Annotated in this window: 2 protein-coding genes; both read left to right on the top strand. The window is 64.1% G+C overall.

Features of this window, described 5'->3' with window-relative positions; translation table 11 throughout:
- On the top strand, positions 1 to 873 hold an 873-nt coding region (locus tag AC4PR2_RS28790), incomplete at its 5' end, for an Rpn family recombination-promoting nuclease/putative transposase (RefSeq protein WP_492176036.1).
- 22 nt (positions 874 to 895) lie between these two features.
- On the top strand, positions 896 to 1506 hold a 611-nt coding region (locus AC4PR2_RS28785; RefSeq protein ID WP_492176035.1), incomplete at its 3' end, for a DUF2913 family protein.

Here is a 1506-nt window from a genome sequence, read left to right as displayed (position 1 = left end):
TTCCTGCAGCTGCACCTGCCGTCCAACCTGCTCAAGGTCTGCAACCTTGACACCCTGAAGCTCGAATCCGGCTCCTTCATCGAAGATGACCTGCGCGCCTGCTACTCGGACGTGCTCTACTCTCTCGATACGGCCCGCGGGGACGGGTACGTCTACTGCCTCATCGAGCACCAGAGCCGGCCGGACAAAATCATGGCCTTCCGCCTCATGCGCTATGCCATCGCTGCCATGCAGCGCCACCTGGAAGCGGGCCACGAGCGTCTGCCGCTGGTGATACCGCTGATGTTCTATCATGGCCAAACCAGTCCCTATCCCTATTCACTCGACTGGCTGGCGCTGTTCGATGAACCGCAGTTGGCGAAGCAACTTTACAGCAGCGCCTTCCCGTTGGTCGACGTCACCGTCATTCCCGACGACGACATCATGCAGCACCGCCGCATGGCGGTCCTCGAACTCTTGCAAAAGCACGTGCGTCAGCGCGACCTTGCCGAGCTGCTCGACCGGCTGGTCACGCTGCTGCTGTCGGGGTACACTACCGATGAACAACTGATCTCGCTGCTCAGCTACATGCTGCAGGTCGGCGAGACCCACAGCCCGGCCGCGCTGCTTAAACAGCTGGCCGAGCGCGTACCGCACCACGAGGACAAAATCATGACGATCGCTGAACGACTGAAGGAAGAAGGCCGTGCGCAGGGGATCGCCATCGGCCGCCAAGAAGGCCGCCAAGAAGGCCGCCAAGAAGGCCGCCAAGAAGGCGAACACCTGGCGGCGATCAAGATCGCCCGCACCCTGCTGGCCAGCGGTCTCGATCAGGCCACGGTGATGAATGCCACCGGCCTTACCGCCGACGAGCTGGCGCAGATCCGCCACTGATACCCGATAGTGAGACGACCGCTTGCAGGACAACGCCCGCCCGTCCGCCGCCCCGGCTGACACCACCACCGACCTGAGCCACCTGGCGTTCTGCGCCCTGGTGGCCCTGGCGCTCGAGCGCCAGTCGGGCGGTGCATCCACCCCCTACGCCGAAACCCTGTTCCTCATCCGCTGGCTGGCCACCGCGCAAAAGCAAAAGCGTTTTCCCCGAAGTGTGGCAATTGACATCCAGTGGCTGCTGGAGCGCGGTCGCAGGCACGGCGCCGCCGCCAGGCTGCGCCGGCATCTGGAGCTTCTGTGGCACTCCTGTAGCGGCAATATCGCCCGGCAGTCCGACCTGTTTCGCCTGACCTACGCCACCGAAACGCTCAAGCAGTTGGGTTGGGACAATGCGGTGTTGAGCAGCCGCGAATGGCGCGAGGGCGTACTGCCGGAAAGCGGCGTGGCCAACGGCTTCTACGTGGAAAAGGCGGCGCTCAATGCGGCCTACGACAGCGACGGCCGGCTCTGCCTGCCCGTTGACCTGCGCGTGGTTGGCGATGTGCAGGCATTCGTTGATGTATTGCGCCGGCATGCCATCGAGGCGCGCATCCTGGAAACCGCGCGCCGGCATACCCGTGTCTCGCTCGTCCC

The sequence above is a fragment of the Serratia sp. A07 genome (assembly GCF_058725505.1).
The sequence above is the reverse complement of the archived record's forward strand: the minus strand, read 5'-3'. Positions and strand labels throughout refer to the sequence as shown.